Annotated in this window: 20 protein-coding genes, 1 tRNA gene and 1 rRNA gene; 9 read left to right on the top strand and 13 right to left on the bottom strand. The window is 69.1% G+C overall.

The window, feature by feature from the left end:
- Window positions 1–2: 2 nt before the first annotated feature.
- From IPN47_00210 to IPN47_00195, 4 genes are all read right to left on the bottom strand, one after another.
- Window positions 3–659 (bottom strand): cytochrome b/b6 domain-containing protein, encoded by a 657-nt coding sequence (locus IPN47_00210; protein ID MBK9406478.1) that lies wholly within the window; start codon window positions 657–659, stop codon window positions 3–5.
- Window positions 656–1,186 carry a Rieske (2Fe-2S) protein gene (locus IPN47_00205; protein ID MBK9406477.1) on the bottom strand — a complete coding sequence of 177 codons (531 nt, stop codon included), beginning with the start codon at window positions 1,184–1,186 and terminating at the stop codon, window positions 656–658. The genes IPN47_00210 and IPN47_00205 overlap by 4 nt, the downstream gene beginning before the upstream one ends.
- A 103-nt stretch (window positions 1,187–1,289) precedes the next feature.
- Window positions 1,290–1,427, bottom strand: a complete 138-nt coding sequence (locus IPN47_00200; protein MBK9406476.1) for a hypothetical protein — start codon at window positions 1,425–1,427, stop codon at window positions 1,290–1,292.
- A gap of 407 nt (window positions 1,428–1,834) precedes the next feature.
- Window positions 1,835–1,908 (bottom strand) — tRNA-Ile (locus IPN47_00195).
- Window positions 1,909–2,398: 490 nt separating this feature from the next.
- Here IPN47_00195 and IPN47_00190 point away from each other — a divergent pair.
- The 6 genes from IPN47_00190 (at window position 2,399) to IPN47_00165 (ending at window position 12,929) form a co-directional block, all read left to right on the top strand.
- The gene (locus tag IPN47_00190; GenBank protein MBK9406475.1) at window positions 2,399–2,941 is read left to right on the top strand and encodes an FHA domain-containing protein; all 543 of its coding nucleotides are present in this window, start codon (window positions 2,399–2,401) and stop codon (window positions 2,939–2,941) included.
- Window positions 2,942–3,206: 265 nt separating this feature from the next.
- Window positions 3,207–3,905 (top strand): FHA domain-containing protein, encoded by a 699-nt coding sequence (locus tag IPN47_00185; protein ID MBK9406474.1) that lies wholly within the window; start codon window positions 3,207–3,209, stop codon window positions 3,903–3,905.
- Window positions 3,902–5,866: a serine/threonine protein kinase gene (locus IPN47_00180; GenBank protein ID MBK9406473.1), complete on the top strand. Its 1,965-nt coding sequence runs from the start codon at window positions 3,902–3,904 to the stop codon at window positions 5,864–5,866. The genes IPN47_00185 and IPN47_00180 overlap by 4 nt, the downstream gene beginning before the upstream one ends.
- The gene (locus IPN47_00175; GenBank protein MBK9406472.1) at window positions 5,866–6,609 is read left to right on the top strand and encodes a hypothetical protein; all 744 of its coding nucleotides are present in this window, start codon (window positions 5,866–5,868) and stop codon (window positions 6,607–6,609) included. Before IPN47_00180 ends, IPN47_00175 begins: the two co-directional genes overlap by 1 nt.
- A gap of 12 nt (window positions 6,610–6,621) precedes the next feature.
- On the top strand, window positions 6,622–11,736 hold the full coding sequence (locus tag IPN47_00170) for an Ig-like domain-containing protein (GenBank protein ID MBK9406471.1): 5,115 nt from the start codon (window positions 6,622–6,624) through the stop codon (window positions 11,734–11,736).
- On the top strand, window positions 11,733–12,929 hold the full coding sequence (locus IPN47_00165) for a hypothetical protein (GenBank protein ID MBK9406470.1): 1,197 nt from the start codon (window positions 11,733–11,735) through the stop codon (window positions 12,927–12,929). Before IPN47_00170 ends, IPN47_00165 begins: the two co-directional genes overlap by 4 nt.
- Before the next feature lie 215 nt (window positions 12,930–13,144).
- Here the strand turns inward: IPN47_00165 and IPN47_00160 are convergent.
- The 3 genes from IPN47_00160 to typA form a co-directional block, all read right to left on the bottom strand.
- Window positions 13,145–14,670 (bottom strand): 16S ribosomal RNA (locus IPN47_00160).
- Between the two features lie 232 nt (window positions 14,671–14,902).
- Complete coding sequence (locus IPN47_00155) at window positions 14,903–15,211, bottom strand: hypothetical protein (GenBank protein MBK9406469.1); 309 nt, start codon at window positions 15,209–15,211, stop codon at window positions 14,903–14,905.
- Window positions 15,212–15,270: 59 nt separating this feature from the next.
- Window positions 15,271–17,112 carry a translational GTPase TypA gene (gene typA / locus IPN47_00150; protein MBK9406468.1) on the bottom strand — a complete coding sequence of 614 codons (1,842 nt, stop codon included), beginning with the start codon at window positions 17,110–17,112 and terminating at the stop codon, window positions 15,271–15,273.
- A gap of 103 nt (window positions 17,113–17,215) precedes the next feature.
- Here typA and IPN47_00145 point away from each other — a divergent pair, with 103 nt between their 5' ends.
- Window positions 17,216–17,410 (top strand): hypothetical protein, encoded by a 195-nt coding sequence (locus tag IPN47_00145; GenBank protein MBK9406467.1) that lies wholly within the window; start codon window positions 17,216–17,218, stop codon window positions 17,408–17,410.
- 183 nt (window positions 17,411–17,593) lie between these two features.
- Here IPN47_00145 and IPN47_00140 read toward each other — a convergent pair whose 3' ends face one another.
- The gene (locus tag IPN47_00140; protein MBK9406466.1) at window positions 17,594–18,772 is read right to left on the bottom strand and encodes a type IV pilus twitching motility protein PilT; all 1,179 of its coding nucleotides are present in this window, start codon (window positions 18,770–18,772) and stop codon (window positions 17,594–17,596) included.
- A 398-nt stretch (window positions 18,773–19,170) separates the two neighbouring features.
- The gene (locus IPN47_00135) at window positions 19,171–19,635 is read right to left on the bottom strand and encodes a hypothetical protein (GenBank protein MBK9406465.1); all 465 of its coding nucleotides are present in this window, start codon (window positions 19,633–19,635) and stop codon (window positions 19,171–19,173) included.
- Between the two features lie 51 nt (window positions 19,636–19,686).
- On the opposite strand from IPN47_00135, the gene IPN47_00130 reads away from it, so the two are divergent.
- Entirely contained in the window at window positions 19,687–19,830 is a 144-nt protein-coding gene (locus IPN47_00130) for a hypothetical protein (protein ID MBK9406464.1), read from the top strand.
- A 15-nt stretch (window positions 19,831–19,845) separates the two neighbouring features.
- On the opposite strand, the gene IPN47_00125 is transcribed toward IPN47_00130, so the two are convergent.
- Entirely contained in the window at window positions 19,846–20,847 is a 1,002-nt protein-coding gene (locus tag IPN47_00125; protein ID MBK9406463.1) for a cation transporter, read from the bottom strand.
- A gap of 42 nt (window positions 20,848–20,889) precedes the next feature.
- Between IPN47_00125 and IPN47_00120 the strand changes: the two genes are divergently transcribed.
- Entirely contained in the window at window positions 20,890–22,203 is a 1,314-nt protein-coding gene (locus IPN47_00120) for an HlyC/CorC family transporter (protein ID MBK9406462.1), read from the top strand.
- An 11-nt stretch (window positions 22,204–22,214) separates the two neighbouring features.
- On the opposite strand, the gene pdxA is transcribed toward IPN47_00120, so the two are convergent.
- From pdxA to IPN47_00105, 3 genes are all read right to left on the bottom strand, one after another.
- A complete protein-coding gene (pdxA, locus tag IPN47_00115; protein ID MBK9406461.1) occupies window positions 22,215–23,141 on the bottom strand; it encodes a 4-hydroxythreonine-4-phosphate dehydrogenase PdxA in 927 nt (308 codons plus the stop codon).
- 31 nt (window positions 23,142–23,172) lie between these two features.
- On the bottom strand, window positions 23,173–24,552 hold the full coding sequence (locus IPN47_00110; GenBank protein ID MBK9406460.1) for a peptidylprolyl isomerase: 1,380 nt from the start codon (window positions 24,550–24,552) through the stop codon (window positions 23,173–23,175).
- Window positions 24,553–24,642: 90 nt separating this feature from the next.
- Window positions 24,643–26,094: a peptidylprolyl isomerase gene (locus IPN47_00105; protein ID MBK9406459.1), complete on the bottom strand. Its 1,452-nt coding sequence runs from the start codon at window positions 26,092–26,094 to the stop codon at window positions 24,643–24,645.
- Between the last annotated feature and the right edge of the window lie 14 nt (window positions 26,095–26,108).

Raw genomic sequence — 26,108 nt, 5'->3', positions numbered from 1 at the left:
GGCTACCGCGCGACGTGCTCGCCGGTGACCTCGGACTCGCTACGATACTGATAGCCGCTGATCATCGCCTGCGCGACGGGAACGCCATCGCGCCGCTCGTGCCACACGAGGGCGAGCAGGTGCGCGGCGATGAAGCCGATCACCACCAACGCCGCCCCCTCATGGGCCTCGCCCAGCGCGCGCGCCAGCGGGCGTAGCGCACGCGACGTCGTCCACCAGGTGGCCGGGCCGATGTCGAACTCCGCCCCCGCCATGACGATCCCCGAGACGCTCAGGTATGCGATCGCCGCGTAGAAGGCGAGGTACGCGACGCTCGCCGCCGGGTGGTGACCGAAGCCCGAGGCGTGCGGGAACTGGCGGCGACGGATCGCCTCCACCCAAACGCGGGGATGCCAGAGTCGCGCCAGGCGTGCCTCGTGGGGGCCAACCATCCCCCAGACCAGGCGGGCCAGGAGCGCGCCCACCAGGATGAAGCCCGCCGCGGTGTGCAGCAGGGCGACGGTATCGCCATCGGCGCGATCGCCCAGCAGGTCACCCAGGGCGAAGACCGCGACGATCACCGTGATGCTGAGCGCCATGACGCCGTGGATGACGCGAAGGACGGGGTCGTAGGTGCGATGACGCGCGATGCGCGGCGCGCGAACGGCCGGGGCGGTCATGGGACACCTGCGCTGGCGGCCGCATAGCCCGCCGGGTCACGCTCGGCCTCCAGCGGAGCGTCGACGCGCACGAGCGCCTGCCCCGCGTCGAGGCGCAGCGGGAAGCGGTCGAGCGCCGACGTCTGGCGCCCCGACTGCCAGGCCCCGTCAGGAGCAAAACGCGCCTTGTGCTTGCGGCAATAGATGCGATTCTCGGCGGCCAGGTAGCTCAGCGTCGCGCCGCGGTGCGGGCACTCGCTGGAGAAGGCGTAGAGGTGCTGCTGCCACCGGACGAGGATCACCCCGGTGGCTTCGTCGAACTGCACGCCATCGCCCTTGGGAATGGGATAGGCGACCTCACCCTGTCGGCGCGCCAGCGGCGTCAGCATCTCGACGGTCGCGCCCCAGGCGTCGCTCGGCAGCATCGTGGTCGCGGCGATCGACCCGATCGCGGCGATGCCGAGATCGCGGAGGAAGGCGCGGCGTGAGGCGGCGCGATCGCAGCTCGCGCGGCACGGGGAGCGGTCGTGGCAGTGGTCGTCGGTCATGGCAGTACTCCGTGGATGTATGTCCGTCAGATGCAAGGCACGCCGATGCGGAACGCGGTCGCGCGCTGCCTGCATGCGATGAGACGCGCGTGGCTGCGAGACGTTAGATTTGTGACAGGGAGATGAACGGCGGCGCGTCGCGGAGGCCATTCGGTGAACTCGCGGTGAACTCGCCGATGCGCTCGCCGATGCGCTCGCCGATGCACTCGCCGATGCGCTCGCCGATGGACTCGCGGTGCATTCACGACGAACGGCGCGGCGCTCGCGCGATCGACCACGATCGAGCGACCGGCGCCGAACCACTCGGTACCGGTCGCGCTCGGTCGCTCCGGAGCGTGGCCTCGACTCGATCGGCGGCTGGGGCGGCGCGATCCGAGGGGACGGCAGAGCCGTCGACGAGCGGACCAACCAGTCCGTCTGGGAGGCCGGCGCGCAACGGGCGCGCGACCGGCGCGCGACCGGCGCGCCACGGGCCCGCGCGACTGACCGCGGGCCGCCCGCGACCTCCGCATGGCGACCACGACCGTTGGGGCGCGGCCGGTGATCGGCGGCCGATCGGGGGCCAAAAGGAAAAGGGGGCGGACGCCATCGGCGCCGCCCCCTCTCGTCAGTCAGTTGTTCAGTCCTTCAGGAACGACAGTGTAAGGATGGGCCTGAGAGGAGTTGAACCTCTGACCTCACGCTTATCAGGCGTGCGCTCTAACCAACTGAGCTACAGGCCCTTACCCGAGCACGACAAACTAGTCACCCCGACTCGCTCAGGTCAACCGCGCCGCAGTCTGCGCACACAATGGAACCCGGGCCGCTAGCCGTGCATAAAATCCACCCGGGAACCGGTGGCCTCCGCACCCATCGCGTCGTCAGATTGGGGCATCGCTCGATACCGCGGCACGACCTTCGCGGAAGGGATGCGCCCGGGGTACCTCGCCGCGCCGATTTCTCGAGCCCGCGTCGAACGCTTCGCACGCTCTTTCGCCACGGAGTTTCTTGCTTCCGTACGTCGCCGCAGTTCCTGTCCTCGTCCTGGTACTCGCGCTGATCTTCGGGGTGTGGCTCCCTCGCAGACGTCGGCGCGCGCACCTCAACGGGCCGATTCCGATCGCTCCGTTCGGACAGGGTGACATGGCGTCGATCCCGCCGAGGCCCACTCGGCGCACTCCGGCGAGCATCGCGGCGCAGCCTGCGGTTGAGCCCGCTGTAGCGGTGGCGCCCATGCCGCAGCCTGTTGCGCCCGCGCCGCCAACGCCGAGCGCCCCCGCCATCCCGGTGGAAATGCGCGCCATGGAACTCGGCGAGGTCGCCAACGAGGACCGCGCGCGCGTCCTTCGCATGCACGTGGCCGGGGACCGCCGCGACGCCGTGCGCGACGAACGGTCCGCCGTCACGCTGCGCCTTGAGCGCCCGCAGGACGGGACGCTGCAGTTCCTCCCCGGCCGGCTCGAGATCATCGATGGGCGCGACGTCGGGCAGGAGATCAAGTTCGTCCGCACCCCCGGCCCCGACGGGACCACCATCACCTTCGGACGCGCCGAAGGGGCCCAATATCGCCACGTGCAACTCCACGAGCCCACGGTCTCGCGCATGCACGCCAAGCTCGCCCTCGATGGGAAGAGCTGGTCGCTGGTCAACCTCTCGGCGACCAACCCGGCGATCGTGAACGGGATGCCGCTCGCGGGCGAGGGATCGACGGTCGTCCTGCGCGAAGGCGACCGCATCGAGATGGGCGAGGTCGTGTTCCGCTTTCGCGCCAAGTAGGGCGCTAGGAACCCCCTTCCGCCCGAGGCGTGGCACGTACGCCACTCTCTGGCGCGCCTCCGTTCCGGGAGCCTAAGTTACCGCGGCGTACTCCGTGTAAACCGACGAAACGTCGGGGCGGCGTGCGTGTACCTGTCCGCGGTGGGCGTTCGCCCCTCGCTCGCGACCTCGTCCGTCTCCGCCGGTAGCTCGCGGCGCGTACGACGACCGCTCCAGTACCGGGGCCTCGAACCGGATAATGCGCGTCAGCTTCCTCAGTTTGTCCGTGATCCTGGCTTCGCTGGCCTTGGCCTGCGGCGGCATCGTCGTCTGGCTGTGGCTCGCCAGGCGCAAGCGCGATGTCGAGCTGCGCGAACACGCCAAGCCGATGCTCATCATGCCCACCCTCCCCCCCACCGAGGAGCCGCGTCTCCCCCCGGTGATTCGGGAGGTCACGCCCATGCGTTCGTCGCCCATCACCGCGCTCGCGGTCGCGCAGCGACTCACGCCTGACGAGTATCACGTCATCACCGATTCGCCCGAGGATGCCCTCGTCACGATGACGACCGGCGAGACGGTGATGACCGGCGCGGTCGCGGAGATGATCCAGGGGCAGGCGCTGCGCTTCCATCGCCACGCCGATGCGTCGCGTCCGCTCCTCCCGGGGCACCTGCAGGTGATCGAAGGCCCCGATGCCGGGCTCGACGTGCGTTTCGTCCGCATGGCCGGGGGCGAGCCTCCCGTCGTGAGCTTCGGCCGGAGCGAGGGGCCACCGTTCCGCCACGTCCAGCTCCTCGAGCCCACGGTGAGCCGGTCCCACGCCCGCATGAGCTTCGAATCCGACGGCTGGTCGCTCACCAACCTGTCGCGTACAAATCCCGTCCTCGTGAACCGCGTTGCGCTCACGGATGAGGAACCGGTCCCGCTGCGTGATGGCGACCGGATCGAGATGGGGACACTCGTCTTCCGCTTTCATCAGCGATGACAGACGCGGCGGTGCAGAACGGGGGTGGGGTCGGGGGCGGCGGCTGGCCGCACGAGCTGGACACGGAGTACGACTGCCTCGGTGAGCTCGGGCGCGGCGGCATGGCCGTCGTGTATCGCGCCCGCGAGCGCTCGCTCGGGCGCGACGTCGCCATCAAGGTCGTTCGCCCACGGTTCCACACCGATAGCGAATCGGTGGCGCGCCTCGCGCGCGAAGCGCGCACGGTCGCGCAGCTCGAGCACCCCAACATCGTCTCGCTGCACGCGGTCAAGCAGCTCAACAACGGGCTCGCGCTGGTCATGCAGCTCGTCCCGGGGCGCACCCTCAAGGCCGCGCTCGCCGGAAGCCCGATGTCGCCCAACGAGGCGGAGCTGGTCCTGCGCGACATCGCGCGGGCCCTCGCCTACGCCCATCGCTGCGGCGTCGTGCATCGCGATGTGAAGCCGGAGAACATCTTCCTCGACGAGATCACCGGGCGCGCCCTCCTGTCGGACTTCGGCGTCGCGCGCTCGATCGAAGAGAACACCGAGCTCACCGCCACCGGGACGGCGATCGGGACCCCGACGTACATGTCCCCCGAACAGATCGACGGCGGCCACCTGGACGGGCGCTCCGACCTCTATTCGTTAGGGATGGTGGGGTGGGAGATGCTCTCGGGACAGCGCCCCTGGGCCGGCGAGAGCCTCTATTCGGTCATCTACCGGCAGAAGCACGACCCGCTCCCGCCGCTGGACTTCATTCGCACCGACGTCCCGCCCAAGATGCAGTACCTGATCGAGGGGTTGATGCACAAGAACCCCGACCGGCGCTGGGCGAGCGCGGCGCGCTTCCTCACCCTGCTCAGCGGCGACGACAACGTCCCCGGGCTCAAGGACTGGATCGCCGCCGCCAAGAAGCGCCGGCGCTCCGGGGCCTATCGCCCGGTCACCCCGTCGCGTGCGCCGAGCATCTCGCCGCCGGCCAACCCTGCCCTCTCGACCGTCAAGTTCCGTCGCGAGGATGTGGCGGCGGCGGGGGGCGTGCCCTCGCCCGACGAGCTGCAGGCGATCCAGATCGCCGACACCGACGCCACCCAGCGCCTGAGCCGCAGCCCGGCGTGGGGGGCGGCGGCCGTCCATCCTCCCGATGAAGCGGCGCCGGTCGCGCCGTCGCGCCGCCTCTGGTACGTCGTCGGCGCGGTGGTGCTGGCCGCCGTCGGGGCGGTCGCGTACGTCCAGCAGCAGAAGAGCGCCGCACTCGCCACGCGCATCGACTCGGCGCGGTTCGCCGACGCAGCGCAGGTCGTCGTCCCCGTCGTCCCGCCGACCGACTCGGCGATGATCGTCGGGGCCCTTCCGTTCGACTCGGTAGCGGCGGCGGCCGCCGGGACCGATTCCGCGGCGCTCTCCCTGCGCCCCGGCGGCAACGTCGACTCGTTGCGCGCGCTGGCGGCCTCCGAACTCGCCGGTCGCTCGACCGCGAGCCCGATCCCGCCCGCCACGCGCCCCGGGGGCACGCCGGCGGTGCTGCCGCCAGGGGCAACGCCCCCGCTGCCGGGCACTCCGCCCAGCAGCACCGCCGCCGTCTCCCGCGCCGCCCTGGCCGCCGCGCGCGACTCCGCGGCCCGTGCGGCCGCCCTCACCGCCACCGCCGTCAGCTTCCCCGCCGATCGCGGCGCAATTGCGGCTGGCGGACGCCACTCCTGCATGCTCGACGACGCCGGCAAGGCGCGCGCTGCTGGGGCAACAACGAGCGCGGCCAACTCGGCGACGGCAGCTTCGATGCGCACGCCGAACCGGTCCCCGTCGTCGGCGACTTCGCCCTGGCCTCCCTCTCGGCCGGCGTCTGGCACTCCTGCGGCGTCTCGCGCGATGGCGAGGCCTACTGCTGGGGGAGCAACGACGCCGGCCAGCTCGGTGACGGCACCACCTCGCCCCGCTCCGCCCCCGTTCGGGTCAGTGGCAGTGCGTCGTTCCGGTTGATGCGCGCCGGCGCTTCGCACTCGTGCGGGCTCACCCGCAGCGGGACCGTGATGTGCTGGGGGAGCAACGCCCTCGGGCAGCTCGGCGACGGGTCGCGCGCCACCCGCACCACCCCCGCCACCGTCCCGTTAGGCATGGTGGCCGGCGCCCTCACCGTGGGACGCTCGCACACCTGCGCCCTCACCCTCGATGGCACCGCCTGGTGCTGGGGGCAGAACGACGCCGGACAGCTCGGCGACGCCTCCACCGCCTCCCGCGCCACGCCCGTGCAGGTCGCGACCGACCAGCGCTTCGTCTCCATCGCCGCCGGCAACCAGCATACCTGCGCCGTCTCGACCGTGGGGACCGTCTACTGCTGGGGGCGCAACAACTTCGGGCAGCTCGGCACCGGCTCCACCACCGACGCCAACACGCCGCAGAGCGTCGAGGGGGCCGTCTCCTTCGCCACCGTCACCGCCGGCCAGCTGCACAGCTGCGCCCGCAGTCGCGACGGGCGCGCCTACTGCTGGGGGCGCAACACGTATGGACAGCTGGGCGACGGCGGCAACGCCGATCGCTCGCGCCCGGTGGCCGTGCGCGGCGGGACCTCGTACGCCGCGGTCAACGCCAGCGGAGCCCACACCTGCGCCGTCACATCGTCTGGGGAGGGGTTCTGCTGGGGCTACAACATCGACGGACAGCTCGGCGCCGGCGATCGCGAGAACGCCAGCGCCCCCGCGCGCGTCGTCCTCCCCGGTCGTTAGGTTGCCCGAGGCATGATGCCGTCGCGCCCTTCGTCCCCGCCGTCGTCGCTCGCGACGCGCCTCGCCTCCGTGGCGCAGGCGCTCGTGCGCTTCCGGCGGCGCACGGTCGGCGCGATGGGACCCAGGCGCGCGATGATGGCGGCGACGTACGCACTCCTGCTCGTCTCGTGCGATTCTCCGTTCGCCCCCGACGACCAGACCGTCGCCCGGCTGGAACCCAATCCGCTCTCGCTCAGCCTCACCGTGGGCGAGGCGCGCAATGTCAGCATTCGTGTCCTCGACGACGCGGGGAAGGCGCTCGATAGTCGGCAGGTCTTCTGGTCGTCGCAGAACCCGGCGATCGCCACCGTGACACAGGCGGGGCTCGTCACCGCCGTGTCGCAGGGCGGGACCCAGATCGCGGCCAGCGCCGGCGGCAAGTCGGCGATCCTTCCGGTCACCGTCAACGCGCGCCCCGTCTCCCTGGTACGCGTCACCCCGTCGACCGCCACGATCGTCGCCGGGACCACCACGGCACTCAGCGCCGAAGCGCTCGACGCCGGTGGAGCGACCGTGACCGGACGTCCGGTCATCTGGGCCACCAGCAACGCCACCATCGCCACCGTCACGTCGACCGGCGTCGTCACCGGCGTCGCCGCCGGCGCCGCGAACGTCACGGCTACCGTCGACGGCGTCGCCGGCGCATCGGTCGTCACGGTGCAGCCCGTCCCGATCGCATCCATATCGCTCACCCCGGCCACCGGCGCGCTCATCCTCGGGCAGTCGCTGCAGCTCGTCGCCACCCCGCGCGACGCCGCCGGAAACGCGCTCAACGGGCGCTCGATCACCTGGAGCTCCAACGCCCCCACCGTCGCGTCGGTCTCGTCGACCGGGCTGGTGACGGCGCTCGCGACCGGAGCAGCGACCATTACCGCGGCCAGTGAGGGCCGGAGCGCCACGTCGCGTCTTACCGTCTCGCTCGTCCCCGTCGACACCGTGAGCGTCACCCCGCGCACGACGACGCTCGCCGCCGGACAGGTCCAGCAGCTCACCGCCCGCGTGGTCGACAGCGCGGGCAACGTCCTGTCGGGACGCGCCATCACCTGGGACACCGACCAGCCGACGATCGCCACCGTGTCCAACAGCGGGCTGGTCACCGCCCTCACCAACGGGCGGGCGACCATCAGCGCCAGCACGGGGGGCAAGTCGGGGACGGCGACCATCACCGTGACGCCGGTCCCGGTGGCGTCGCTGAGCATCACGCCGGGCTCGGGCACGCTCCTCGTGGGCGGCACGTTGCAGCTCTCGGCCAGTGCGCGCGACGCCTCGAACAACGTGCTCCCTGGGCGCGTCATTACCTGGATCTCCGGCGCCCCGTCCGTCGCGACCGTCACCCAGGCGGGGCTGGTCACCGCCGTCGGCACCGGGTCGGCGCTGATCTTCGCCGCCTCCGAGGGGGTCTCGACCAGCGTCTCGATCACCGTCAGCAGCGTGGGCGTGGCCAGCGTGCGCATCTCGCCGCCGAGCGGGAGTATCGCGCAGGCCCGGACGCTGCAGCTGTCGGCGACGCCGGTCGACGCGCAGGGGAACACGATCACGGGGCGCACCGTCTCGTGGAACTCGTCGGCCCCCGCGGTGGCGTCGGTCTCGTCGTCGGGGCTCGTGAGCGGCATTGCCCCCGGGACGGCCAACGTCACGGCCACGGTCGACGGCGTGGTGGGCACGGCCCCGATCACCGTGACGCCGACCCCGGTCGCCACGGCGACGATCATTCCCGGGGCGCCGACCGTCACCGTCGGCTCCACGCTCACGCTCACCCTCCTGCTCGCCGATTCCAGCGGTGCCCCGCTCTCGCTCACCGGGCGCAACATCGGCTGGGCGGTCTCCAACCAGGCGATCGCCTCGGTCAGCACCAGTGGCACCGTCACCGCCCTCGCCCCGGGCACCGTCACCGTGCAGGCGACGGTGGAAGGGGTGATCGCGCAGTCGTTCGTGACCGTCACCAACATCCCGGTCGCCAGCGTGACGCTGACGCCGAGCACCGCGGCGTTGCAGCTGGGGCAGAAGCAGGCGGTGACGGCGGTGGCGCGGGACGCCAGCAACAACATCCTCATCGGCCGGCCGGTCACGTGGAGTTCGAGCGCGGTGACAGTCGCGACGGTTGGCACCTCGGTCACCGCGGATACCAATACGATCACGACCGTCGGGACGGGGACGGCGACCATTCGCGCGACCATCGGCGGCGTGACGGGGGTCTCGACGGTCTCGGTGACGGCGGTGCCGATTGCGAGCATCTCGGTGTCGCCGACGCCGGTGAGTGTCGAGGAGCTCAAGACCTTGCAGCTCACGGCGACCGCGCGCGATGCCGCCAACAACATCCTCACGGGGCGCACGCTCGTCTGGTCCTCGAGCAACAACGCGATCGCGTCGGTAAGTCAGACCGGGCTGGTGACCGCCAACGTCCCAGGCACGGTCACCATCAGCGCCTCGGCCCCGGGTCAGGGAGTCAACGGAACCAACCCCACACCGGGTACGTCGGCGGTGACCGTCACCTTCGCGCCGGTGGCGACCGCGACGATCCTCCCGAACAACCCGCTCGTGACGGTCGGACTCACGACACAGCCGAGCGTCACGCTGAACTCCTCGGGCGGGCAGGTGCTGTCGGCGACCGGTCGAACCGTCTCCTGGTCACTGGTGACCTCCCCCGCCAACGCCGCCACGATCAACGCGACCACCGGGCTCGTCACGGGCGTTGCCGCAGGGACAGGCACCATCACGGTGAGCGCGTCCTCGCCGGGACAGGGCACTCCCGTCACCGCCACCGCCGCACTCACGATCACCGCCGTGCAGGTGGCCCGAGTGGCCTTCACCCCGCTCCCCGGAACGCTGCACATCGGGTCGGCGTACGCCCGCACCGTCACGGCGACGGCGTTTGATGCCTCGAACAATCCGCTCCCGGGCCGCCTCATCGCGTGGTCATCGGAGAACTCCGGCATCTCCGTCTCCGCCTCCAGCTCGACCAACGGGCAGGTCACGATCACCGGCAACGGCTCGCCCGCGACGGTGAAGGTCTACGCCCAGGCGCAGGGCGGAAGCGGCACGGTCACCGACTCCATCGCCGTCCCCACCGACTTCGTCGCCGTCGGTAGCGCCTCCACCGTCACCCTCCCCGGCGCACAGGCCGATTCGGTCATCCCGGGGGGAGCCAACGCCCGCAGCTACACCGCCACCCCGCGTGACTCCGCCGGCAACGTCATCAGCGGGGCCGCGTTAGGCGGTCGCACCCCCGTGTGGTCGCTCACCGGCGGCGCCACCTTCGCCTCGATCACTCCGTCAGGTGCAACCGCCACCGTCACCCCCAATGCGCCGGGGACGGTGACCGTGCAGGCCGACTGGACCACCACCCAGCCGTCGGCCACGCTCAAGATCCTGCAGCCCGTCAGCAGTATCCTGCTCACGGTCGCCCCCGACTCGTTCTTCATCGGCGGCACCGCCGCGCTCGTGGCCACCGCACGCGACGCGAGCAACTCGACCATCGCCGGCCGTACCGTCGCCATCCTGTCGCTCACGCCGAGCGTCGTGACGGTGGGGACCAACATCGGCACCGGGTCGATCTCCACGACCGTGACCGGCGTCTCGGCCCCCGGCGGGCGCGCCCAGGCCACGATCACGGCGAGCGCGCCGTTCGACGGCATCTCCAACAGCACCACCGTGCGCGTCCTCGCCCCCGTCTCGTCCATCACCGTGGCAACGGGCGGCGTCGACTCCATCTTCGTGAACGGCAACATCCAGGCGACCGCCACGCTACGCGACGCCAGCAACAACGTCCTGACGGGGCGCCCGATCACCTGGAATGCGTTGCCTGCACTCGTCGCCACCGCAGCCCAGACCGGGGTCATCACCGGCGTGGCCGCCGGCACCGCGACCATCCAGGCCGACGCCGAGGGCAGGCAGGGGACCAAGTCGCTCCTCGTGCAGGAGCCGGTCAACAGCATCGCCATCACGACACCGGACTCCTCGGTCTTCGTCGGACAGACACAGCAGGTCGCGGTCGTCCTGCAGGACCGCTTCAATGCCGCGCTCACCGGTCGTCTGGTGACGTACACGTCGTCGCAGACCAGCGTCGCCACCGTCAGCAGCACGGGGCTCGTTACCGCCGTGGCCTCGGGGACGACGAACATCACCGCCACCTCCGAAGGAAAGACGTCGACGGCGATCCCCTTCACCGTGAGCCTCGTCCCCGTGGCGTCGGTGCAGGTCTCGGCCACACAGCCACCTAACGTGCACCCCACGCACACCTTCCCCGCCACCGTGCAGGCCTTCGACGCATCGAACGCCCCGCTCGGACTCGGCCAGCGCACCATCGTCTGGTCGTCGAACAACCCGGCGGTAGCCACTGTCGCGGCGGGGACGGCGGGATCGGCGAGCATCACGGCTGTCAGCGTCGGCACCGCCACCATCACCGCAACGGTCGACGGGATCGGGGCCACGACTCCTATCACGGTCGTCGTGAAGCCGGTCCCCGTGGCAAGCGTGACGCTCGCGCCGACGACGGCCAGCATCCAGGTGGGGAGCAGCGCCTTCCTCTTCACGCCCACACCGCGTGACTCCAACGGCGTGGCGATCACCGGACACACCTACACGTTCTCCTGGTCGAGCGGCAACGTGGCGAAGGCCACGGTGAACCCGACAAACGGCACCGTCGCGGGCGTCGACTCCACCGCCGCCACTCCGGTCCAGATTACGGCAACCGCGACCAGCCAGGGGACGGCGGGCAATCCCAACCCCTCGGGGTCGTCCGCCCTCACCGTGACCCTCATCCCCATCGGGAGCGTCGTCATCTCGCCATCGAGCGAGACCGTCACCGCCGGGACGTCGAAGTCGCTCATGCTCGAGGTGCGGTCGGCGGCCGTCGGAGGGATCGCGCTCGCCGGGCGCCGTTGCACGATTGCATCTGACGACATCAACAAGCTCACCGCCGTCCCCGCCACGCCCATCGCGGGGTCGCCGCAGGACGGCCTCACCGATTCGTCAGGCCAGCTGGTCATCACGATCACGGGAGTCGCGCCGTCGGGTTCGGCGGATCCCACGGTGACGGCATCGTGCGAAGGCGTGCAATCCAACAAGGCCTCGGTGGTGGTGCAATGAGTCGTGTCTCGCCGCATCCCCTCCGCCAAGTCTCGCGCCGGCTCGCGCACGCGCTGACGCTCGGCGCGATCACGCTCTCGCCGGCGCTGCTCGCGTCGTCGTCGGTCGGCGCACAGCAGTCGGCTCGCCTCCCGGTCAAGACAGCGCTCGCGGCCTCGGGGGTCAGCGGCTGCGCCGCCTTCCCTCCTCCGGCACAGGTGCGCGCCTCGGCGCCGAGCGCCGAGTCCGAGTCACGCCGCCTGATCGACGACGCGCAGGACGCCGCACTGCAGGGCGATCACACGGCGGCCCGCGATGCCTTCGCCAAGGCGTCGCTCCTGGTCCCGGGCAACGCGCGTGTCGCCTACTATCTGGGGCGCGAACTGGAGGCGTTGGCCGAGAGCAACCCGGCGGTGCGCGAGTACTGCCGCTACCTGGCGCTCTCGCCGTCGGCCCCCGACGGTGACGAGGTGCGCGGCCGCATCGTGCGCCTCACCCCGGCCACGGAGCTGGCGCGTGTCGACGAGGCGCGCGCGAACTTCCGCTCCGGCGTCGCGCTCCTGCAGCGCCGCCAGTACCTCGCCGCCGATTCGGCCTTCGCCGCGGTGGCGCGACAGGTTCCTGCGGCCCCCGAGCCGTACTTCAACCGGGCGCTCTCGCGCGCGGCGCGTGGTGACCGCACGCAGGCCATCCAGGACTTCGAGAAGTACCTCGAGCTGTCGCCGCAGGCGTCGGACCTGACAACGGTGCGCAGCTCGATGGCGCGCCTGCCAGACCGTGTCTACGCCCCGCGTCAGGCCTTCGGGGCGGGGCTGCTCTTCCCGGGCATGGGGCAGATGTCCACGGGGCGTCCGGTGGTCGGCGTGCTCGCCCTTGGGGCGGTGGCCGGCGCGGTGGTGCTGGCGCTGTCGTCCAAGGAGGAGGTGGTGACCGACCGCTTCACCGACCCATTCGGGAACCAGTACACCGATTCGCTGACGCGCACGACGCGCCCGATGGCGCTGGCCGGACTGGCGGCGGCTGGGGTGGTGTGGGCGGGGGCGGCGCTGGAGTCGGCGAGCTATGCGCGCCGGTCGCGTTCACGCGCGGAGGCGATCATCGCGCGGAACGAGGACCGTGGGGTGACGCTGGCCGTGACGCCGTTGCCGCGCCGCCGGGTAGGGCTTGGCGTGTCGCTCCCGTTAGGCAGCCGTCAGGAGTCTCCGGACCGGTAGGTGGGGCGCGGGGCGCGACCGCCCTGTGGTCGTGTGCGACGCGTCGTACACTGCGCGTGGATTCGAGTGTGACGGACAAGACAAACGCCCCGCGATCTGAGAGGATGCGGGGCGTTTGTTTTATTGAGAATCGAGCGGATGGTGTGCGGGTTGCGACTACGAGAGCGACGTTCGACCCGAGCGGTTGCCCGAAGGGTCTACTAGTGATGCTCCGTTAAGGAGGTGATCCAGCCGCAGGTTCCCCTACGGCTACCTTGTTACGACTTCGCCCCAGTCACGACGCTTGCCTTCGGCCGCTTGGTCCCGTGAGGGTTCCGGCACGGACTTCGGGCACTCGCCGCTTCCATGGCGTGACGGGCGGTGTGTACAAGGCCCGGGAACGTATTCACCGCGGCGTAGCTGATCCGCGATTACTAGCGATTCCAGCTTCATGCCGTCGAGTTGCAGACGACAATCCGAACTGAGGACGGGTTTGTGGGATTGGCTCCACCTTGCGGCTTCGCAACCCGTTGTCCCGCCCATTGTAGCACGTGTGTAGCCCTAGACGTAAGGACCATGATGACTTGACGTCGTCCCCACCTTCCTCCGGTTTGGCACCGGCAGTCTCACTAGAGTGCCCGGCTTTACCCGCTGGTAACTAGTGACAAGGGTTGCGCTCGTTGCGGGACTTAACCCAACATCTCACGACACGAGCTGACGACAGCCATGCAGCACCTGTGACCGGACTCCGAAGAGGGGCCAAGGTTTCCCCTGGCTTTCCCGGCCATGTCAAGCCTAGGTAAGGTTCTTCGCGTTGCGTCGAATTAAACCACATGCTCCACCGCTTGTGCGGGCCCCCGTCAATTCCTTTGAGTTTCAGCCTTGCGGCCGTACTCCCCAGGCGGGGCACTTAATGCGTTAGCGCCGGCCCTCACGGGGTCGCTCCCCCAAGGACCTAGTGCCCATCGTTTACGGCGTGGACTACCAGGGTATCTAATCCTGTTTGCTCCCCACGCTGTCGCGCCTCAGCGTCAGCTACGGCCCAGCACACCGCCTTCGCCACCGGTGTTCTTCCGGATCTCTACGCATTCCACCGCTACACCCGGAATTCCATGTGCCTCTACCGTGCTCCAGTCGGACAGTTCGCATGGCCGATCCGGGGTTGAGCCCCGGACTTTCACCACACGCTTACCCGACCGCCTACGCGCCCTTTACGCCCAGTGATTCCGGACAACGCTCGCACCCTCTGTATTACCGCGGCTGCTGGCACAGAGTTAGCCGGTGCTTCCTCACCCGGTACCGTCACTCCTGTCGAAACAGGCATTCGTCCCGGGCAACAGGAGTTTACACCCCGAAGGGCGTCATCCTCCACGCGGCGTCGCTGCGTCAGCCTTTCGGCCATTGCGCAAGATTCCCCACTGCTGCCTCCCGTAGGAGTCTGGGCCGTCTCTCAGTCCCAATGTGGCTGGCCATCCTCTCAGACCAGCTACCCGTCATCGCCTTGGTGAGCCGTTACCTCGCCAACTAGCTGATAGGCCGCGAGCCCCTCCAATCGCCCCGTAGGTTTCCTTCCCCAAGAATGCCCCCAGGGAAGCGTATGCGGTATTACCCGGCCGTTGGGCCGGCTATCCCCCGCAATTGGGCAGGTCGCTCACGTGTTACGCACCCGTTCGCCGGTTGACCCTTGCGGGCCCCCCGTGACTTGCATGTGTTAAGCACGCCGCCAGCGTTCGTCCTGAGCCAGGATCAAACTCTCCAAGAGAATTCAATTCATAAGCTCACCGAACGCAGTCTCGGATCAGTCGATCGCTCGGCGATCCGTCACTGCATCCGGAATCAATTCGTGTTTGTGACTCTCCCCGCAGCGCACGAACGCCGCGGATCTTCAAGAGCCTCGCACACCATCTCGCTCGATTTTCAAACAGCACGTCCCCCCAAGGGTCTGAGGGGACGCGTAAGATAAGACAGAGAACTACCCCGTCAAGTGGGGACGTCTACTCCTCGAATCGCCCCGGTCCCGGACGCGAACGATCCTCGTCCTCGTCCTCATCGTACTCGTCGTCCAGGTCGATCAGGTCGTCCTCGAAATCCTCGTCCTCCTCGTCGTCATCCTCGTCCTCGTCCTCATCCTCGTCGTCCTCCTCATCCTCCTCGAAGTCGTCGTCGTCCTCCTCGTCATCCTCCAACGACACCTTCTCCGGATCGTCGAACTGGTCGTCGAACTCGTCGTCCTCCTCCAGTTCTTCCTCCTCCGCGTCGTCAAAGTCGTCATCGTCCTCACGCCGGGGGGACATCGCGAACATGGCGTGCGCCTGCGACGACTCGAACTCGGGCAACATTGCTTTAGTCTCCTGGATGAAGATTACGATGACGCGCGCTCCCGTTCGCGCTTCACCTCTCGGGACAGCTTCTTGCGATCGATCGCATTCAACATCCGCTTCCGCAATCGTACCGCGGTCGGCGTGACCTCGATCAGCTCGTCGTCCTCTATGTACTCCAGCGCGCCTTCCAACGTCAACTCCCGCGGCGGCTCCAACTGAATCGCATCATCGGCTGACTTCGACCGCATGTTCGTCAGCTTCTTTTCCTTCGTCGGATTCACGTCCATGTCGCCCGGACGCGAATTCTCCCCGATGATCATCCCGTCGTACACCGCATCGCCGGGACTCACAAACAGTGTCGACCGCTCCTGCAGGTTCCCCAGCGCAAACGCCACCACGCTCCCCTGCTCCATCGACACCAGCGTCCCACGCGTCCGCCCCTCCAGCGTCCCCGCCCACGCCCCGTACTCCAGGAACCGGTGGTGGATGATCCCCGTGCCGCGCGTATCGGTCAGGAACTCGCTGCGATAGCCGAACAAGCCGCGCGCCGGAATCCGATAGCGTACCCGTACCATCCCCTGTCCCGGATTCCGCATGTCGATCAGCTCCGCCCGCCGAGGCCCGAGCTTCTCGATCACCACCCCGAGATGCGCCTCCGGGACGTCAATCATCAGCTCCTCGTACGGCTCGAGCTTCTCGCCGTTAGGGCCCTCCCGCGGGATGACCCGCGGGCGTGACACCTGGAACTCGTACCCCTCCCGCCGCATCGTCTCCATCAGGATCGACAGGTGGAGTTCGCCGCGCCCAGACACCGTCCACGTGTCAGTCGACTCGGTATCCTCCACCTTGAGCGCCACGTTCCGCTCGAGCTCCTTCGTCAGGCGCTCGCGGAGCTGCCGCGAGGTCACGTACTTCCCGTCCTTCCCGGCGAACGGCGAGTTGTTGACCATCAGGTCGACGGAGATGGTCGGCTCCTCGACCGAGATCCCCTCCATGCGCTCCTGGGTCTCGACGTCCGAGAGCGTACTCCCGATCTCCACCCCCTCCAGCCCGGCCAGCGCCACGATGTCGCCCGCCTCGGCGACCTCCACCTCGATGCGGTCCAGCCCCTGGTGCGTGTACAGCTTGGTCACGCGCGACGTCACGACCGGAATCGTGGGGTCGTTCGCCAGCAAGGCGACCGTCTGCCCCAGCTTGACCCGCCCCCGCTCCACCCGCCCCACCGCGAGGCGTCCGAGATACGGCGAATAATCCAGCGTCGACACGAGCATCTGGAACGTCCCCTCGGTCTCGCTTGGCGGCGACGGGACGTGGGCGACGATCGCGTCGAACAGCGGGGCCAGGTCGACCGGCGTGACGCTCAGGTCGGCGGTGGCCACCCCCTCGCGCGCGGAGGCGAAGATGAAGGGCGCGTCGAGGATGCTGTCGTCGGCCTCGAGTTCGATGAACAGGTCCAGCACTTCATCGTGTACCCGGAGCGGCTCGGCCCCAGGGCGATCGATCTTGTTGATGACCACGATGGGCAGGCGCTTGAGGTCGAGCGCCTTGCGCAGGACGAAGCGGGTCTGCGGCATCGGGCCGTCGAAGGCATCGACGACGAGCAGGACGCCGTCGACCATGCGGAGGATGCGCTCGACTTCACCGCCGAAGTCGGCGTGCCCGGGCGTATCGACGATGTTGATCTTGGTGCCCTTCCAGGTGACCGCGGTGTTCTTCGCGAGGATCGTGATCCCCCGCTCACGCTCGAGCGGATTGGAGTCCATCACGCGCTCAGCGACGACCTGATTGTCCCGGAATGCACCAGCTTGCCGAAGCATCTTGTCGACCAGGGTCGTCTTCCCGTGGTCGACGTGCGCGATGATGGCGATGTTGCGGATATCCATAGCCTTGAAGTATCTCCGCGCGCCGATGGGCATTCAAGGCTCTTGCCTAGAAAGACCGGGCATGGCACCGTGTAGGGGTCCAGTCACTTGCCGGAGGTGTGCCATGCACCAGCAGCAGGATCCCGCGAAGGACGAATACCCCATCGGACGCGGTTACGGACACGACTACATGCGGGGAGGAGAAGTCCGCGGCGGCTACGGTTACAGCGAGCGTGAAGAGTACGAACGGCCCCGTGGCGAGCTGCCGAAGGGGAATGACCTCGATGCGGCGGGTTCCAGCGAAGACGTCAGGACGTAACGACCACGTCGCCCCGGACGGGGCGTCACCACCACCCAGAGTTACGATTGCGGCGCGAGGGACGACCCTCGCGCCGTTTGTTTCGGTGGTCGCCCGGGGGTGCCGGGCGGATTCGAAGTGACGCGGGTGCCGGGAGTGCCCAGTGGGCCGGGGGGCGGCGCGGCGGGGCCGCCCACGCCGCGGTCAGCGACGCAGGCCGAAGCCGGTGCGCGCGGCGGGAGTCCGGGCCTGCACCGGGGACGGCGCGTCGGATCGTGACGACGCGTTAGGCGCGCTCCCCGCCTCGGGCTCGATGAAGGACATGTCGAAGCCGCGCGTCTTGAGGTTGGTCACCAACGCCCCCTTGTCGATGGCCCGCAGGTACGCCTCCTTCGGCTCGACCTGTCCCTTGTCGACCAGGTCCACCAGCGCATCGTTGAGCGTGATCATCCCGAGGCGCCGCGACGTCTGCATGACGCTGGGAATCTGGAACGTCTTCGACTCGCGAATGAGGTTCGACACCGCCGGCGTCGCCAGCAGGACCTCCATGGCGGCCACCCGCCCCCCGCCGATCTTCCGACAGAGCGTCTGCGCAATGACCCCCTTGAGCGACTCCGAGAGCATGGTGCGGATTTGCTCCTGACGGTCCGGGGGGAACTGGTCGATGATGCGATCGATCGTGCTGGCCGCCGTCGTCGTATGCAGCGTGCCAAAGACGAGGTGTCCCGTCTCCGCCGTCTCGATGGCGATGCCGACGGTCTCGAGGTCGCGCAACTCGCCCACGAGCACCACATCGGGATCCTCGCGCAGCGCCGCGCGCAGCGCGTGCTTGAACGAGCCGGTGTGCATCCCCACCTGGCGTTGCGTCACGAGGCACCCCTTGCTCTCGTGGACGAACTCGATGGGATCCTCGATGGTGACGATGTGATCCTGCCGGACGCGGTTCACGAGGTCGACGAGCGCACACAGCGTCGTCGACTTCCCGCTCCCCGTGGGGCCGGTGACGAGGACGAGTCCCTTGGTGAGGCGGGTCAGCGCCTGGACCTCGGCGGTCAGCCCCAGCTCCTCGGCCGTGATGATCTTGGACGGGATGGCGCGGCAGACGGCGGCCGGGCCGTGGCGGTCGGAGAAGACGTTGACGCGGAAGCGCCCGAGCCCCGGGATCTCGTAGGCCAGGTCGGTGTCGTGGATCTCGTGGAACTCCCGGCGATTGCGCTCGGGCATGATGGCGTGGAGCATCGCGCCTAACGTGTCCGGATCGACCAGCGGATGGTCGGTGAGGCGCACGATGTCGCCGTGCACGCGCATGAGCGGATAGTCGCCCGAGCGCAGGTGCAAGTCCGAGGCGCCGCGCGCCATCTGCTCGCGCAGCAGCTCGTCCATGCGCGCATGGGCCTCGCGGTCGACCGGCGCGCGCCACGGCTCGGCCGGGGTGGCCAGGACGGCCGCGACCGGCGCCGGCGCCGCCGACGGGCGCGGCGCCGACGTCAGGCGCACCTCGGCCCGCCCTAACGATCCATCGCGCCAGGCCTTGACGCGGTACTCCTGCCCCGCGCACAGGTACGGCTGCTCCACCACCGCTCCCTCCTCGAGCGACGCGATCGGCGTCGGGGCGATCAACTCGCCCACGAGGATGCGCCAGTGCGCGGAGGTCAGTGGCTGCTTCGTGATCGGGTGGGTGCCATCCGGACGCGTGAGCGTGATCGGCGCCCCCTCGGTGATGGTGAGGGCGTCGGCGCGGGTGCTGGACAGCACCTCGAGGAGGCGGGGGATCTGGGACATCAGGCTTCGTGGCAGACGTGCGCGATGCGCGCGCGGTTCAACAGCACGATTCCCTCGTCCTTGTGGAGCGCGAGAAAGCGATCACCGAGTCGGTTGAGATAGTCGAGGACGCGTTGCCGCCCCGAGGATTGCTGGATGAGGATCGTGCCGAGGTGTCGGGAGCCCCCCTGCATGACCACGTCGACCTCCGCGGGGGTGCCGAACTCCCACTCCTCCTGCTCCGCGTCCTCCCGGGCGACGAACAGCTCGCGCACGTTGTCCTTGGCCAGGAGCAACGTGCGTCCCTTCATGGTCGCGATCGGGAAGTAGGGTTCCGGTGCGTTGAGCACGTCGCGCGCGGTCTCGTGCCCCAGCTGGTTGCGGGCACTCGCCTGCACGAACAGGTCACCCGAGACGCGCTGCCCATCGACAGTGACGAGCACCACCGGGAGGCGCGACTTCTCGATCCGGAAATCGTTGATCATGGTCCACATCGGCGCTCGCGTGTTGACTATCTCCACCGGACACGACGCCCGATGCGGTGCGCCGTCACGGGCCCCGCCATCCTGGCGCCGCGCGCGTTCGGGCGGCACGTGCGAGTGTCGGCGTGTGCGGGGCAGAACGTGAACGGGGGGGCCGTCGAGGAGGCGTTGGTGATCCGCGTCACGCCGGGGCGGTGACGGTCGCCCGGATGGTCAGGGGTGACCGTTCTCGCACATCGGCTCGCACTCGATCTGCACCGTGCAGTGGTGGATGCCGAAGTCGCGCATCGCGGCCACCGCGTCGCGCAGGACCCGCTGGTGATCGACGTCGCGCGGCACGACGGCGTGGGCGCTCATCGCGATCATTCCCGACGTCACCGTCCAGACGTGCAGGTCGTGCACCGCGGCCACGCCGGCCACGCCGCCCAACCGCTCGCGCACCGCCCCTAACGAGATGTGCGACGGTGTCGACTCGAGCAGGACGTCGACGCTCTCCCGCACGAGGTGCCACGAGGAGCGCACGATGAGCAGCGTCACGAGGATCGAGGCGATCGGGTCGGCCGCGTCCCATCCGGTGAATCGAATGAGAAGACCGGCGGCCACGGTGCCGATTGACCCGAGCAGGTCACCCAGGACGTGGAGATACGCGCCGCGTGCATTGAGCGAGTGCTGGTGCAGCGGGTGGAGGATCCAGGCGCAGACGGCGTTGGTCAGCAGCCCGCCGACGGCCACGCCGAGCATCAGCCCCGTCGCCACCGGTTCGGGCGATTGCAGCCGGCCGATGGCCTCGACGATGATGACCGCCGAGACGACGAGGAGCCCCGCGCCGTTGAGGAAGGCGGCGAGGATCTCCCATCGCAGATAGCCATACGTCTTTTCCGGGGCGGCGGGCTGGCGCGAGAACCAGGCGACGAAGAGCGACAGGGCCAGCGCCGCCACGTCGGTGAGCATGTGCCCGGCATCGGCGAGCAACGCGAGCGAGTTGGCGACGAAGCCCCCAACGACTTCGGCGACGAGAAAGACGACGGTGAGCGCGAGCGCCCACCGCAGGCGGCGCTGGAGTGCCGGGTCGGCGGAGCCATGGGGGAGATGCGCGTGGGCGTGCCCATGCCCATGCCCGTGACCATGCGAGTGGCCATGTGAGTGGTCACGCCCATGGGCGTGGGACTGCCCGTGCTCGTGCGAATGTGTGGGCGCGTGCGGCGGCGACGTCATCTTTCGGTGGACGACGCGTCCGTCGTTCGGGTAAGTTCCAGCGTGCCCAATCGCGCCCTGCTCATCGTCATCCTGCTGCTCCTCAACGGCTTTTTCGTCGCGGTGGAGTTCGCCCTGGTCCGGTCGCGCCGGACGCGGCTCGAGGCGATGGTGCGCTCGGGCGATCGCCTGGCGACGTACGCGCTCAAGGCCACCGGCAATCTGGCGAAGGTGCTGTCGGCGAGCCAGTTGGGGATCACACTCGCGTCGCTCGGCTTGGGGTGGGCGATCGAGGGGACGCTGGGCGAGTTCTTCGAGCACTGGTTCGCCTCGCTCCCGATCGCGCTGGAGGCATCGGTGCGCGTGAGCATCGGCGCGGCAGTGGCGCTCACGTGCGCCACCTTCATGCACGTCGTCTTTGGCGAACTCGCGCCGCGCGCGGCCGCGCTGAACCACCCCGAGCAGTTCGCGCGCATCCTTGCCCCGCTCCTGCTGGGATTCGCGTGGCTCACCGCCCCCTTCACCTTCGTCCTCAACGCGTCGGCCGAACTCGTGTTGCGCCTGTTTGGGCAGAAGGCCGACGTGACCGAGGACACGGTGCACTCGCCTGACGAGTTGCGGATGCTCATCGAGCACAGCGAGGAGGGGGGGGCGATCGACACGCAGGACGCGGCGCTGATGGAAGGGGTCTTCGAGTTCAGCGAGAAGAATGCGCGCGAGGTGATGACGCCACGGACGGAGGTGGTGGCGCTGGAGATCGAGGCCACGCTCGAGGAGGCGCTGACGGCGGTGGACGAGAGCAACTTCTCGCGCTATCCGGTCTACGAAGGGACGCTGGACAACGTGATCGGGGTGGTGCTCGCCAAGGACCTGTTGCGCGCACTGCGCCGCCCCACGCCGTCGTTCACCCTGCGCGACGTGATGCGAGACGTCCTCGTCGTCCCCGGGTCGCGCGAGGTCGAGGAGGTGCTGTCCGACTTCAAGCGCCGGAAGGAGCACATGGCGGTGGTGCTCGACGAGTTCGGCGGGACGGCCGGCATCGTGACGATGGAAGACCTGCTCGAGGAGATCGTCGGCGAGATCCTCGACGAGTACGACGAGCCCGAGGAGCGCGCCACGACCTCGTCGTCAGGCGAGACGACGCTCCCCGGCGAAACGCACGTCGCCGAGGTGAACGAGCAGTACGGGCTGGAGCTCTCGGACGAGGACTACACGACGATCGGCGGATACGTCTTTGGCGCCCTGGGGCGACTCCCGCTCGTGGGCGACCGCGTCTCGGCGGGGGGCGCCACGTTCGACGTGCGCGAGATGGACGGCCGGCGCATCAAGGTGCTGGCGATGACGATCGACGGCGTGCGCCAGGCGGAGAAGCGTTAGGCGGACGAGCGTTAGGCGGCGCCCGCCGCCCCTTCTGGCGTGCCCTCCGGAGTCGCCGCAAGGCGAGCGACGATGCCGGCGCACTGCGTGATGGCCTCGACCATGCTCCCCGCATCAGCGATCCCCTGCCCCGCGATGTCGAGCGCCGTGCCATGATCGGGCGAGGTGCGCGGAAAGGGGAGGCCGAGGGTGACGTTCACGGCGTGCCCGAACGAGGCCACCTTGATCGCGGTCATCCCCACGTCGTGATAGGGCGCGATGACCGCGTCGAAGGCACCGCGCATGGCGCGCACGAAAACGGTGTCGGCCGGGAACGGACCGCTGATCCCCGCCTCGCGCGCGACGGGGGCGAGAATCGTCTCGTCTTCACGACCGAACCGCCCGCCATCCCCCGCGTGCGGGTTGATCGCGCAGAGCGCGATGCGCGGCTCGGCGATGCCGAACCAGCGCCGCAGTCCGTCGCGCGTGACCTCCGCCGCCTGCAGGATCGCCTCACGAGTCACCGCCGCGGGAACGTCTCGCAAGGCGATGTGCGTGGTGGCCAAAACGACACGCAGCTTGTCGGAGGCGAGCATCATCGCTACCCGGCATCCCGTGAGGGCGGCGAGCATCTCGGTGTGGCCGGGGTAGTCATAGCCCCCGGCCAGGAGCGCCGCCTTGTCGATGGGGGCGGTCACGATGCCCCCCACCTCACCCGCCAGCGCCAACGCGACGGCGCGCTCGATGGCGAGCCCGGCGAGTCGCCCCGCGTCGCCTACCGACGACGTGCCGGGGTGCCAGCGCCCCACGTCGTGCCGCACCTCGAGCCCCGTCCCGCTCGGCCCCACGAGGACGAATGACCCCAGCGCGGCGACGCGCGGATCGCCTAACGCCTTGGCGACGATCTCGGGGCCAATGCCGCGCGGATCGCCGAGGGTGATGGCAATGGGGCGCGACATCGCGGGGCGACGGACCGAGAGGGGGGTGGCGTCAGTTCGGCTGGCTGGCGGCCGACTTCTTTTCTGCGGCGTCGAGCAGGACGGTCACGTACGTGTCCTTGCGCAGCCCGTCGAGCAGGCGGCGGTAGGACTTTTCCTGCGACAGCTGGTCGCGGATCTGGTTCCGCAGGTCCTGCACGGTGTACTCCCCTTCATCGACGACGTTCACCAACTGCGCGATGACGTACTTGGGGACGCCGCGCTGCTTGTCGTCGACCGGGAACGGCGTGATGAAGTCGCCGTTCTTCTTCCCCTCGAAGGCCTTCTGGTACGACTCGGGGAGGCGCGAGCGTTCGAACGGCTCGAGCACCCCCTTGGCTTCGTCGGACGCGGTGTCGTGGTAGCGCGCGACGAGCGTATCGAACGTCGTCCCCTTTTCCCACAGGGCGAGCACCGAGTCGGCCCGCATGCTCGCGATGGCCACGTCGGCCGAATCGTACTTGGGCTTGATGAGGATGTGGCGCGCCTTGCGCTCCGCCGGCTGCACACGATCGACGCGGATGATGTGGAAGCCGAACTGCGTCTCCACGATCGGCGAGATCTGCCCCGGGGGGAGGAGGAACATCATCTCGTCGAAGGCGGGGACCATCTGCCCACGACGGCTCCACCCCAGGTCACCGCCCTGCACCGCCGACCCCGAATCCTCGGAGACCCGCTTGGCGATCTTCTCGAAGTCTCCGCCGGTGGTGAGGTCCTTGTAGATCGACTCCGCCTTCGCGTAGGCGATCTTCTTGGACGCCTCGGACGCAACGGTGGGGACGACGATCTGCCGGAAGGTGACGGTGGCCGGACGCTTGGGGAGTCGCTCGCGCTCGCGCCCGAAGGCCTCGGTGATCTCCTCTTCGGAGACGGCCACGGAGATCATCTTGCCGTCCTGCTTCATCTTGGCGACAAGGCGCTCCTGCAGCGCGCGGCGCCGGGCCTGATCGGTGAGCCAGCGCTTGTATTCCTCGACGTTGCCGAAGCCACCCCCCTTGAGGGCGGCGGCAAACTCCCCGTCGGTCTTGAAGTTGTCGCGCAGCCGCTTCATCTGCTGCTCGACCGTGTTGGTCAGGTCGGCGTCTTCGACGGTGATCGACGTATCGGCCTTGGCGCGCTGCACCATGACCTCGACGTCGATCATCTCCTCGATGATGGACTTGGCAAGGGCCAGCTGCGCGGTGGAATCCTCCGGGACCTGCAACCCGGCGGCGCGGCGCTGCGAGATCTCCTCGAGCACGTCGCTCCACAGGATGGGCTGCTGCCCCACGACCGCGACGATCTTGTCGACCGGGATGTTGATCGGCGCCTGTGCGGCGAGTGACGTCGGCCACGACAGCACCGAGGCCGCGAGGGCCACCGTCGCCAGGGCGATCCGGGAGAGGAGTTTCATGCCCACAAGGTACACGAGGAAGGGTCGGGAAGTTCAACGCGGGCGACCCCGAAGGATCGCCCGCGCGTGAGACTCAACGGGGGTGAGCGCCTACTTCTTGGCGCTCGTGTCGACCGGCGGGGGGGCCGGCGGCGTCGCGCCCGGGACCGGCACCGCCGAGGGCGGGGTCTGCGCGGAGCGCGCCGAATCGGCCTTGGCGCGGATGGGCTGGGCGGCGGTCACGGCCTTGTCGAGCGCCGCCTGATTGATCTTCCAGTCGTACTTCTTGTGCAGCGCCTGCGCCAGCGGCGACGGGACCTCGACGAACTGGGCCTCTCCGTTCACGAGCTTGGCGAGGTAGGCGTCGACGCGGTCGGCCGCGAGGCGCTCCTTGCCGGCCTTGTCCTTGGCGCTGTCGGCCAGCGCTTCGGGGCCGATTCCGAGCCCAGCCCAGGTGTTGCCGATGAGGGCGCGGAAGGACGAGCGGATCTCGTTGGTCTCGCTGCTGTCCGTCGTGACCTTCGCCTTCTCGGCCGCATCGAGGATCAGCTCGTTGCGCAGCAGGTTGATGACGAACGTCTTCATCAACGAGTCCGGGGCCTGCGCGATCTGGCCGCGGATCTGGTCGGGGTTCGGGAAGCCGTTGATCCAGCGGGTGACGCGCGCCGCGGTGAAGTTGCCGAGCGACGACGTGGCGATGACGGTGTTGTCCTTCTCGTGCTCCGAGGGGTTGGCGGCGATCGCCTTGACGACCTTGGCCGACCCTTCCTTGATGTCGATCTTCCCGTCCTTCTCGAGCCCCGTGATGAAGGTGCTCTCGGCCACGAAGCGCTGGCGCTTCACGAACTCCGCCATGAAGGCGGCCTTGGCCTCGGGGTAGGTGCTGCGACGGATGATGTGGTAGCCGAACTGGGTGCGGACCATGCCGATGTCGCCCGGCTTCTGGGCGGCGACGGCCTTGGAGAACTCGGGGACCATCGCCGAGGGGGCGAAGACGCCGAGGTCACCACCCACGTCCTTCGTGCCGTCGGAGCCGTACTCCTTGGCGAGCGTGGCGAAGTTGGCCGAGGTGGTACGGGCGAGCACGCCCTGCGCCTTCTTCATGACGGCGAGCGAGTCACCTTCCTGTCCCGGCGCGAGCTGGAAGAGGATGTGCCGGGCGGCGAGGAAGTCTCCCTTGTCGAAGGCGACCGAGGCGGTCGCGTCGGACGTGTCGGTGGTCCACTTCTCGGAGACCTGCTTGTAGAACTTGTTGGTCTTGGCCGAGGTGTAGACGGGCCACATGACCTCGTCGATCAGCTTGGGATCGGAAAGCGAGTCGCCATTGGCGGCCGCGATGCCGAGGAGCTGGTAGTTGACCCAGGCGTCGGCGATGCTCTGCGCGACTTCCTTGCGCACGGGGACGCGCGACTTGCCGAGCAGGTCGGCAAGCGTCTGGACGGAGAGCTCCTGCGAGCCCGCCTGCGCGGCGACGTCTACATGCGAAGAGAAGGCCTCTTTCAGTCCATCGCACGCGGCGAGCGAGACGAGGGCGAGCGTGGCGAGGGAGCGAAGGCGAGTCATGGTCGTCCGGTGAG

It is taken from the genome of Gemmatimonadota bacterium, from assembly GCA_016719105.1.
Lineage (GTDB): Bacteria > Gemmatimonadota > Gemmatimonadetes > Gemmatimonadales > Gemmatimonadaceae > SCN-70-22.
Note: the sequence above shows the minus strand (reverse complement) of the source record. Positions and strands in the feature narration are given on the sequence as shown.

Excerpts from the sequence above, each read along its gene's own strand:
- IPN47_00210 (MBK9406478.1), bottom strand. The coding sequence starts at position 659 with ATGACCGCCCCGGCCGTTCGCGCGCCGCGCATCGCGCGTCATCGCACC.
- IPN47_00205 (MBK9406477.1), bottom strand. The coding sequence starts at position 1,186 with ATGACCGACGACCACTGCCACGACCGCTCCCCGTGCCGCGCGAGCTGC.
- IPN47_00200 (MBK9406476.1), bottom strand. The coding sequence starts at position 1,427 with ATGCACCGCGAGTCCATCGGCGAGCGCATCGGCGAGTGCATCGGCGAG.
- IPN47_00190 (MBK9406475.1), top strand. The coding sequence starts at position 2,399 with ATGCCGCAGCCTGTTGCGCCCGCGCCGCCAACGCCGAGCGCCCCCGCC.
- IPN47_00180 (MBK9406473.1), top strand. The coding sequence starts at position 3,902 with ATGACAGACGCGGCGGTGCAGAACGGGGGTGGGGTCGGGGGCGGCGGC.
- IPN47_00175 (MBK9406472.1), top strand. The coding sequence starts at position 5,866 with ATGCGCGCCGGCGCTTCGCACTCGTGCGGGCTCACCCGCAGCGGGACC.
- IPN47_00170 (MBK9406471.1), top strand. The coding sequence starts at position 6,622 with ATGATGCCGTCGCGCCCTTCGTCCCCGCCGTCGTCGCTCGCGACGCGC.
- IPN47_00165 (MBK9406470.1), top strand. The coding sequence starts at position 11,733 with ATGAGTCGTGTCTCGCCGCATCCCCTCCGCCAAGTCTCGCGCCGGCTC.
- IPN47_00155 (MBK9406469.1), bottom strand. The coding sequence starts at position 15,211 with ATGTTCGCGATGTCCCCCCGGCGTGAGGACGATGACGACTTTGACGAC.
- typA (MBK9406468.1), bottom strand. The coding sequence starts at position 17,112 with ATGGATATCCGCAACATCGCCATCATCGCGCACGTCGACCACGGGAAG.
- IPN47_00145 (MBK9406467.1), top strand. The coding sequence starts at position 17,216 with ATGCACCAGCAGCAGGATCCCGCGAAGGACGAATACCCCATCGGACGC.
- IPN47_00140 (MBK9406466.1), bottom strand. The coding sequence starts at position 18,772 with ATGGACGAGCTGCTGCGCGAGCAGATGGCGCGCGGCGCCTCGGACTTG.
- IPN47_00135 (MBK9406465.1), bottom strand. The coding sequence starts at position 19,635 with ATGATCAACGATTTCCGGATCGAGAAGTCGCGCCTCCCGGTGGTGCTC.
- IPN47_00130 (MBK9406464.1), top strand. The coding sequence starts at position 19,687 with ATGCGGTGCGCCGTCACGGGCCCCGCCATCCTGGCGCCGCGCGCGTTC.
- IPN47_00125 (MBK9406463.1), bottom strand. The coding sequence starts at position 20,847 with ATGACGTCGCCGCCGCACGCGCCCACACATTCGCACGAGCACGGGCAG.
- pdxA (MBK9406461.1), bottom strand. The coding sequence starts at position 23,141 with ATGTCGCGCCCCATTGCCATCACCCTCGGCGATCCGCGCGGCATTGGC.
- IPN47_00110 (MBK9406460.1), bottom strand. The coding sequence starts at position 24,552 with ATGAAACTCCTCTCCCGGATCGCCCTGGCGACGGTGGCCCTCGCGGCC.
- IPN47_00105 (MBK9406459.1), bottom strand. The coding sequence starts at position 26,094 with ATGACTCGCCTTCGCTCCCTCGCCACGCTCGCCCTCGTCTCGCTCGCC.